Source organism: Streptomyces blattellae, assembly GCF_009709555.1.
In the GTDB taxonomy this organism is placed as follows: domain Bacteria; phylum Actinomycetota; class Actinomycetes; order Streptomycetales; family Streptomycetaceae; genus Streptomyces; species Streptomyces blattellae.
Window position 1 is genome coordinate 18,637 of record NZ_WJBG01000198.1, and the last position, 8,752, is coordinate 27,388.

The 8,752-nt window shown below is 67.1% G+C and carries 10 protein-coding genes; 3 read left to right on the plus strand and 7 right to left on the minus strand.

From position 1 onward, the window contains the following. Positions 1–178 precede the first annotated feature (178 nt). From GFH49_RS27175 to GFH49_RS41830, 7 genes are all read right to left on the minus strand, one after another. The gene (locus tag GFH49_RS27175; RefSeq protein WP_155058704.1) at positions 179–811 is read right to left on the minus strand and encodes a hypothetical protein; all 633 of its coding nucleotides are present in this window, start codon (positions 809–811) and stop codon (positions 179–181) included. 5 nt (positions 812–816) lie between these two features. Next, positions 817–1,560, minus strand: a complete 744-nt coding sequence (locus tag GFH49_RS27180; protein WP_155058705.1) for a hypothetical protein — start codon at positions 1,558–1,560, stop codon at positions 817–819. After that, on the minus strand, positions 1,557–2,855 hold the full coding sequence (locus GFH49_RS27185; protein ID WP_155058706.1) for a hypothetical protein: 1,299 nt from the start codon (positions 2,853–2,855) through the stop codon (positions 1,557–1,559). Before GFH49_RS27185 ends, GFH49_RS27180 begins: the two co-directional genes overlap by 4 nt. A gap of 5 nt (positions 2,856–2,860) precedes the next feature. Then, a complete protein-coding gene (locus GFH49_RS40450; RefSeq protein WP_230396516.1) occupies positions 2,861–3,019 on the minus strand; it encodes a hypothetical protein in 159 nt (52 codons plus the stop codon). Positions 3,020–3,397: 378 nt separating this feature from the next. After that, positions 3,398–4,600, minus strand: a complete 1,203-nt coding sequence (locus tag GFH49_RS27195; protein WP_230396517.1) for a S8 family peptidase — start codon at positions 4,598–4,600, stop codon at positions 3,398–3,400. 8 nt (positions 4,601–4,608) lie between these two features. After that, positions 4,609–5,292: a hypothetical protein gene (locus GFH49_RS27200; RefSeq protein ID WP_155058708.1), complete on the minus strand. Its 684-nt coding sequence runs from the start codon at positions 5,290–5,292 to the stop codon at positions 4,609–4,611. A 761-nt stretch (positions 5,293–6,053) separates the two neighbouring features. Then, positions 6,054–6,149 carry a ribosomal protein L7/L12 gene (locus GFH49_RS41830; protein ID WP_521970484.1) on the minus strand — a complete coding sequence of 32 codons (96 nt, stop codon included), beginning with the start codon at positions 6,147–6,149 and terminating at the stop codon, positions 6,054–6,056. Between the two features lie 581 nt (positions 6,150–6,730). Here GFH49_RS41830 and GFH49_RS27210 point away from each other — a divergent pair. The 3 genes from GFH49_RS27210 to GFH49_RS27220 all read left to right on the plus strand — a co-directional run. Beyond that, positions 6,731–7,318 carry a hypothetical protein gene (locus tag GFH49_RS27210; protein WP_155058710.1) on the plus strand — a complete coding sequence of 196 codons (588 nt, stop codon included), beginning with the start codon at positions 6,731–6,733 and terminating at the stop codon, positions 7,316–7,318. A 296-nt stretch (positions 7,319–7,614) separates the two neighbouring features. Then, complete coding sequence (locus GFH49_RS27215) at positions 7,615–7,941, plus strand: WXG100 family type VII secretion target (RefSeq protein ID WP_230396360.1); 327 nt, start codon at positions 7,615–7,617, stop codon at positions 7,939–7,941. Continuing rightward, on the plus strand, positions 7,938–8,752 hold an 815-nt coding region (locus GFH49_RS27220; RefSeq protein WP_230396361.1), incomplete at its 3' end, for a putative T7SS-secreted protein. The genes GFH49_RS27215 and GFH49_RS27220, both read left to right, overlap by 4 nt.

Consider the following 8,752-nt stretch of genomic DNA (forward strand, 5'->3'; position numbering starts at 1 on the left):
GTGCGGCGATTGCAGTGCGCCCCCCGTTCCTGTTCGGCTAGCATCGCCGTCCCCGGCAACGTGGATACACGTATTGCCGCGAGTTTGGGTACGACGCTCTGCCCGTACGCTGAGTCGGGCTGCGGCCCAGCACGTGTCGGAGGCTGGACGTCGGCTGAGCCGGAGCTGTCGGGCTGCGTCAGTCGGCGACGCGCGCGCCGATGGCCCGAGCGCGACGTCTGGCTTCGGGGCTGATGCCTTTACGGCGGGGCGAAGTGTCGAGGGAGTAGGCGGTGCGCTGGTCCGCGTAACTCAGCGTCTTCGGGCCTGGTTTGGCGACGACGCAGGCGAAGCGAGGGTCGCCCGCGTACCACAGCTCGTCGTGGAACCCCTTGCGCGCGACACGGTCCCAGATCCTGAAGAAGCCGCCCTGCTCTTCAGGCGATTCCGTCTTCTCCGGCCGGTCAGGATTCGGCAGAACGAACACAGCCCTGGCGCCCCTGGGCCATTGCCGCTTGGCCCGGACGCCGTCGCGCTGCTGCCGCCAGGGATAGACCTTGAGGATGCGATACATGCGCCAGAGCTTGGACAATGCGAACAGCTGAGCACATACGAGGTACGCGATCACTACCAGCGGCAGACCGGCCAGAACTGCCACCGCTCCCCAGGAGAGCTGGATCAGCACGCCGTACAACCAGGCCAGCCACACCATGATCCAGCCGAGCATCTTGGCCAGAAGCCGTGCCGCCCACCGGCACAGCGCAGCCCGGGTGCCGGGGGTTTCCCATGCGACAGGGCCGTCGAAGCCCTCTGGGTTCTTGCTCAGATTCATTCGGATCATCCAAAGTCGGCGGCAATGTCATCCTTGATGGTGCCGAGGCCATTGGCCCCTTCGCCCCGTGCGGCACGTTCGATCTCCGCCAGAGGATCGTGAAACGACACGGTGTACGCGATGCTTTCCATCAAGTCGCGGTAGTGCTTGCGCGAACTCACAGCCACGGTGCTCAAGGTCAGGACGGCCAGCTGCACACCCGACGGAGCCGGAATGTGCAGATTGCACTGGTAGAGCTCCTGCGCGGCCATGCCGCCCACGGCGGGCATGGTGACCACGATGTCGGACACAGAAGCAGGACGGCCGCCCGGCAGCGCCAAGAGGCCCACGTTCTGCGGGGATTCGAGCAGCGAGACGGCCCGGACAGCCGTGAGCTTGGGCGGGGCCCATTCGATGTCCCGCAGCGCCACCGTGACGACGGAGCTTGCGGAAGAGCCGTCGTCGGCGTAGTGCATACCGAGCGCGCAGCCGATGATGCCCTCCCTGCGCATCTGCCGCACCATGTACCGCACATCGCGCACCGTTCCGGCGAAGCGGTCGTGTTCCGCTTCCGGGGCGCAGTCGGCGACAAGGGCCATGAGATGTTCGAGGCGTGCCTCGTGCTCCGAGCCGGGTTCGGCGTCGAGGACGTCCAGCGGGACGTCGAAGTAACCGCCGGGCAGCGCGTACCAGATCTTGGAACTCGGGTCCCGAGCCGAATCCTCGATGAACAGCCGCAGTGGGGGTACGGCGGGCTCCTGCTCGGTCACCTTGTCACCACCACCTGCAGGGTGCGCGCGATGGTCGAGAGGGCCCCAGGGCCGTCGAACAAGCCTGCACGGGCACCGTCCACCGCCGTGCCCGCATCGCCATTCAGAGCGTCGATGTTGTCGGCAGCAAGCCCGAAGCCGGAGGTGACGACACCGGCAACGGGCGAGACGTAGTCCATCCCCGCCTTGACCGCCTGACTGCCGCCGGCCGCGTGCGCCACCCAGTCGCCGACGGGGTTGAAAGCACCGGCAGTCGAGATCCGGGCGGCGGCGGTGACCGTGTTGTCACCGAACTGTTTGAAGAACTGCATCGCTCCGGCTGCGGCTTCGCCTCCGTGAATGGCCGACCTGATCGCCCCGTTGGCTCCGCGCGTCACCGCTCCCAGACCGGGAACAGCGCCGGCCGCGTCGCCAACGAGGCCCACGGAGTTCTCCCAGAAGTCCGCGTCGAACTCGCCCTTCGTAACGCCGTCCCAGAGTGAGGCCCTGACCTGCGGATCGGCGATACGGGTGGCCGCGGTCGCGAGGCTGGCACCAGCGGCGACCAGCAGCATCGCAACCCCGAACGGCCCCGTACACAACAACGCGAGCAACCCCGCCACCGCCGCCAGCACACTCAGAATGTTGGTGAGGTTGTCCCCGATCCAGCCGAGCGCCCTGCTCAGCCACCCCGGCTCCTCGGGCGCCAGATCCTTCGTGGAGTCCTTCAGCTTCTTCGCGAGGTCCCGCGCCTCCGCCTCGTGTGTCCCCTCCAGCTCGCGCGCCTTGCGCATCACCTCGTCCAGCGCGCCCTGCGCGTTGTTGACGGCGGTGACGGCGTCGTTGAGCTGGGTCTGTGCGGCGTTCAACCGGGCCTGGGCGGCCTCCAACTCGGGGCCTTCCTGGAAGGTCTGTCCCGCGAGCTTCAGGTCGGGGTTCTGCTTGGCCGTCTCGTGCCGGGAGTTGGCGGTCTTCAAGTCGCCCTGGTGGTCGGCCGCCTCACCGTCGTACTTGTGCGCCAGCTCCCTGCGGCTGGAGAGCCCGCCATGCCAGGCACCGAGGTGACCGGCGGCCTTGGTCAGCGACGTATGGGCGTCCTTCATGTACTTCGGCAGGTCTCCATCGAGGGCCTCACGGAAGCCCACCGCCGCGTCGCCCTCCCAGAAGCTGGACTCACCGAGGAGTCTGTCGATCTTCTGGTACGCCGTCTGCAGCGCGCTCGCCGAATTGATGAGCTGCGTACGGAGCTTCTCGACCTCGCCAGGCTCTCCCGGCACCGGGTTCCACCCGAGGTGCACATACGGATTCTGTGCCACCGTGATCACTTCCCCGCAGCCGCGGCCCGCTTGAAGCTCTCCTCCAGGGAGGTCTCCACTTCGCGGTAGTTATCCGTATTCTTCTGGAGGCCTTCGGTGAGCTTGCCGATGCGCTCCTTGATTGCTCGTTGCCGTACTTCCACCGCTCCTGGAACGCGTCGCACGCCTCGTCCAGCTCCGGCGTCCCGATCTGGTCGGCCCGTACGTGCTGCAGGGCAGTCCGCACCTGCTCAAGGGAGTCATGGGCTCCCTTGAGGTCTCTGGTGAAAGTGGCGAGCTGATCGATATCGGTCTTGAAGTGGTCCCCCACGCAGGCCTCCCCGTTCGTGCATCGGCGGTCGCATCGGCAAACGGCAACAGCAGTTGGACGGGCCGATCATTCCATAGGGCGGCAAACACACAGCCAGAACGTACGAAACCTCCACGCCGAACCTGAACAGGCACTGATGGCGTTCTTGGCTTGCCGGAGGCCCTGGCACTACCGGGGAACAGGAGCGCCAGGGCTTGCCTTTTTCGTCCGGGCGAGGGACGAAGCGAGGGCCTCAGCCAGGGAAGTACCCCTGAGGCTGCCCCATGCCGGGCGCTCCCGCCGGTACTGTCCGCTTGCTGCGCCCTGACCGCGCCAGAAGAACACCCCCAAGCAGGAACACCAATCCCACGCCGGCTGCGGCCAGACCCGTCATCCACAGCCCCTGCTCCATCTCCGGGTGCGTCGTCTTCGACGTGCCGTCCGGGGTCGCCAGGTGCTCCTTACCCTTGTAAGCCACCGACGACGTCGTGTCCTTGGGCGGCGAGGCAGCCGCCTTCACCGCCGCGTCCGCGTCGATCAGGCCGTAGCCGAGTACGGCACTGGCACCGCCGGCGGGACGATGGGTGGTGTCGATCAGGATGTCGTTCACCTGGGCCGGGCTCAGCTTCGGGTTCTTCCCGTACATGAGTGCTACGACGCCGGCGGCCAGCGCGCAGGCGGGTGACGTGCCGTCGACCGGCTCGTAGCCGCCGGTGTTCGTCGCGCTGACGATGTCGACGCCGGGCGCGGCCACGTCGTTGTAGCTGTGCACGGTGGAGAAAGAGGCGCGCTCGCCGTTCTGCTGGGTAGCGGCCACCGCGATCACACCGGCGTAACCGGCGGGGTACGAGACGTCGTTGAAGACTTCGGCCGAGTTGCCGGCCGAGGCGAGCACCGTCACGCCGTTGCGTGCGGCATAGGCCAGGGCGGCGGCCTCGTCCTCGCTGTAGCCGCCGAAGATGTCCTCGCCGCCGAGCGACATGGAGATCACGTCGGCACCCTGCTGGACCGCGTAGTTGATACCGTCCGCGATCGGGTTGTTGCCCTTCCTGAAGGACTCCTTCAGATCCTCCTCGGTGCGTTCCTCCTCGTGCTTGTCATCGATGACACGAACCGAGAGGATCTTGGCCTTCGGGGCCACCTTGAGAACGTCCGAGGCCATGGCGGTCCCGTGCTGTCCCCACTGCGAGTCGCCCGCCTCCAGCCCGTCCTTGAAGTAGTCGGGCCCGGTGATGACCTTGCCCTTGAGGGCGGGATGGTCGGCGTACACACCGCTGTCGAGGACCGCGACAGTCACTCCTTCACCCTGGCTCTGCTGCTGCGCCGCGGACAGGCCGAGTGCCGCGCCTTCCCAGCCGACCGGCGTGGCCGCCTGTGCCGGAGCGGTGGCCACAGTGCACAGCAGACCGGTGAGGACGACTGCGGTGGAGGTCGCGCGTATGGTCCGGAACTTCACTGCGGGGCTCACCTCTCCAGGTCTCGGAAATGGGTGGCGAACGTCTGGCTGAGAGCGTGGGCAGCGTCCATCCAAGGGGTCTTGTCCTCGTCGTCCGCGCCGTAACTGCCGAATTCGCCGGGCAGGTTGCCCTGCGTACGGCCGTCGACCGCGCCGGTCGTGGCGGCGATGGCGTAGGGGAACTCGGGACTACCCGTGTAGGGTTCCGCGCCCATGCCGTTGCGCCGGTTCTCCTGCCACTTCGCTGCGAGTGTGTCCGGGACCGCGTACGGCACCACGGCGGCGTCGGGGAAGACCTCGCTCTCCTGGCCCTGTAGGTACTCGGCCATCTTTTCGGCTCCGGTTCCGCCCTCGGGCAGCACGATGACCGCGACGGTGGCGACCATCTCCCCGGTGAGATCGACGTACGTTGCACGCAGCACGGCCTCGCACCCGAGCTTCAGCGCGGTCTCCTTGGTCTCGCCGCTGAGCCCCTTGGAGCACGAGGTGTCCTGGGATATGCCCATCCGGCTCCACTGCGCGATCTTCTTGTCCGACGCCTCGTACGAGGGGTCGCCGACGGTCGCCGGGAAGAGCTCGTCGGCGGTCTCGTTGCGCCACAGCACCGCCCCGTAGGCAGAGTTGTGCACGTCCTGCTGACTGTTGCTGTACGCGTGAGCCGCCAGCGCCCCGCCACCAAGCATGCCCAGCACGCCGAACACGCTCAGCAGACCCCCGAAGATCTTCCGGGCAGTGCCTCCTCCGCCCGACGGGGGGACGGGTCCCGGTACGGGCATCCCTGGCACAGGGCTCCCGGACGGAGGGTACGCACCGAACTGATACGGCGGCTGAGTCGGCCCCGGTGGGGCCGGAACGGGAACCGGCGGCGGCGCGACGGGGGGTGCTGCCGGCATGGGCGGCACGGGGCCCTGCCCCTGCCATTGCCCCTGCCATTCCGGCTGCCCTGGCCATTGCGGCTGCCCTGGCCATTGCTGCTGCTGCTGCTGCCAACCACTCTGCGGAGGCGGCTGCCCGTACGGATTACCGCCTCCGGGAGGCGTGGGATAAGACATGGTTCCCTCTCACACGTACTTCGGCGAGGGGGCACGATGCATGGGCGCGGGCTCACACGATAGGAGCTCTCATATCGACTCGACCGACCCGCACCCCAAGTTGCCGCGAGGCTCAACTCAAGCCACTCGCGCACCTTTCGGCGCCCCCGTTAATCGCACGACAGCTTATGACCCTCACGAACGCTAGGCGTATCCCACTCAACAGAGCTCATATAACGATCTCGCTGAAGAGACCGGACTGAGCGCAACCGTGGAGCCGTGGTGCACAATCCGCGGTCAATATGTGCAGGCTTCATCCGCCGCAAGCCTCCGAGGCGGAGAGCGCAACCCCGGTTACGTGTCGATCAACCGGCCGATCAACCGGCCTGCCCTGGAAACGATCCCGGCCGACCACACCTGACCTACATACGCTCAACCGCGGCCTTGGCCTCGACCAGATCGGCCCCCGTGATGTCCCGGTAGCGCTTGAGCGCCTGGACCTTCTTGCCCTTCCTCACGAGAGCATCGACTTCATCCAGTTCGGCCGGCCCAGGATCCTGGACGCCCAACTGCTCAAGAAGGAGATCAACCTTCCGCTCCAGGTGGGCAGTTCTCCGGTCGATGCGACGGACTCTGAACTCGACGGTGCCCCACAGCGAAGACGGTGACCAGGAAGAAGTACAAGAGCTCGATCATGTCCATGGGCCGTAACCCTAGTCACGTTACTTCCACGGGGCGTGAAGTGTTACGACCTCCCTGGCGCGGCCCCATGTCACACGCAGGCCACGATCCCGTGGCACGCATGTGGCGGTTTTCCGCAGAGCTGCGGGGCCACGGGGGCTCCGTACAGAATGCCTGGTCAGTGCATGTATGGTGCCGCGGAGGCATGGGGCTGAGTTGAGTCGCCCGAGCCCTGCGCCTGTACGCGGGCTTCGTCAGCCTTCACCAAGCTGGACGCCGCAGCGGGCCGTTCGTCCTCATACAGCCCGACGACAGAGACGCAACCGCGCACGACCGCAAGCAGGCAGGCACCTCCCGACCACGTCACTCGGGTCCAGGACGCCCGCCGACCGCACACGAAGGGATCACCTACCTCCGCATGGCCGACTCCCGCACCAACTCCCGCACCCGGGGCCCTGTGACCCGGGTGATCCTCCGGATCTGCGCCTGGATCTGCGGCGTCGTCGCCGCGTTCGCCGCCGCCTTCTGGGCCGCCACCGCGACCGCCGACCTCGCCCTGGCCGCAGGCGTCTACGGCACCCCGGGCACGTACAAGGTGGAGAGTTGCTACGACACCGATCACCGCCGCAACCGGTCCGACTACGACTGCTCCGGGCACTTCACACCCGACGGCGGCACCGCCGACGACGCCGTCCGCGTGTACCTCGAAAACACCGGGCACAACTACCCGGACGGCACCGAATTCGACGCGCGACAGGGGCTCGATCCGCAGACGATCCAGCGGGCCGGGATCCGGGGCATCGTGAGCGAGTTCTGGCAGGTCGGTTTCGCCGTAGCCGCGCTCACCTGGCTCGCGTACCTGGTGATCAGGCCACCCAAGTCGGCCAAGCCGAACCGGAGCCGGGAACCTTCTCGGCGTGAGAAGGCGGCCCACAACGTGGGCGGCGCTGTCGTCGTCTGCGTCGCTCTCGGCATCCTCGGCTGGATCGCCAACCTCGCGGTGTAGATGGCTTCCCAAATACTCACTGTCGTGAAGCTCTTTCCTCCCCGGTGACGCCTGGCACACACACTCACTCACGGCGTCGCCGAGCCGCCCTCACCCGAGTGAGCCATGTCCGCCTCCCACCCCTTGCCCGGGAGTACCTCATGCACCGCGACCCGTCCTGAAATCCACTGCCCGTTTGCGGGACCACGCAGCTGACGTGCCAGTAGAGCCGTGAACGTTCTGCGAACGAGAAGCCCCTCGCCCGAGCACCCGGCGCCTGCTGGATATCTTGTTGCAGCAGCCAACAGCTGCACCACGTGAGACAGGGGGACGTCGGCGCCATGGGAGCGGGCTTCAAGGTAGACATATCCGAGCTGGACACCTTGGTCAGGGAACTTCACCGGAGTCAGGACGAGATGCGTGCGGCGCTGAACGCGCTGCGTGACACGGGCCCGAAGACCACGGGAAGCAAGGAACTCGACAACGCCTGCGACGAGTTCCACGACAGCTGGGACAACGCGATCACGAAGATCGCGGAGGGGACGCAGGGCATCGAGGACGGGCTGAAGAAGACCCGCGACACGTACCGGGATGTCGAGACGGCCCTGCGTGACGGCTTCGCCGGGAAGGGCGGCACCCGGTGAGCAGCGACTCGTACCCCGCGCTCGGCTTCGACCCCGCACCGGGCAACCCCGGCAACGTGGACTCCCTCGCCGCCCGCACCAAGAGGGCAGCAGCCGCACTCGACAACGCGCAGAACACCATCACACGCCTGACCGGGAACATCACCTGGGCCGGAGACGCCGCCTCCGCGTTCTCGAAGAAGGTCGGGGAACTGCCCCGCTACCTGAAGGACAGCCACGAGGCCATGAGCACGGCATCGTCGGAACTGTCGAAGTGGCGTGCGGCGCTGGCCGACTACCAGAGCACAGCCCGTACGTACGAGGCCCAGGCGAAGCAGGCCAAGGGTCAGGTCGCCTCCGCGGAGAAGACCAAGGACGCCGCGACCAACCGCTACAACCAGGCGGCGTCCGACCCCTCCTTCCGCCTCAGCGGCCAGTACTTCACCGGCCCCGCCCTGCAGGACGCCCAGGCCAAGATCGACGCGGCAAGCACCCGCCTCCAGCAGGCCGACGGTGAACTGTCGACAGCCTCAGCACAGCTGGACCAGGCCCAGCGTGAACTCGAAGAGATCATCAAGCAAGCGGAGCGGCTGCTCGAACAGCACCAGGCCCAGGCCCGTGGGGTCGCGAGCCGGCTACGCAAAGCGACCGAAAGCGCACCACCCGACCCGGGGTTCTGGGAACGCCTGGGCGACCAGTTCCAGAAACTCGGACACGCCATCCAGGAATGGTGCGCCCGGCACAAGGACCTGCTGAAGACGATCGGCGACTGGCTGAGCAACATCTCCGCCGTCCTCGGCATCCTCGCGCTGCTGACCCTGTGGTGCCCGCC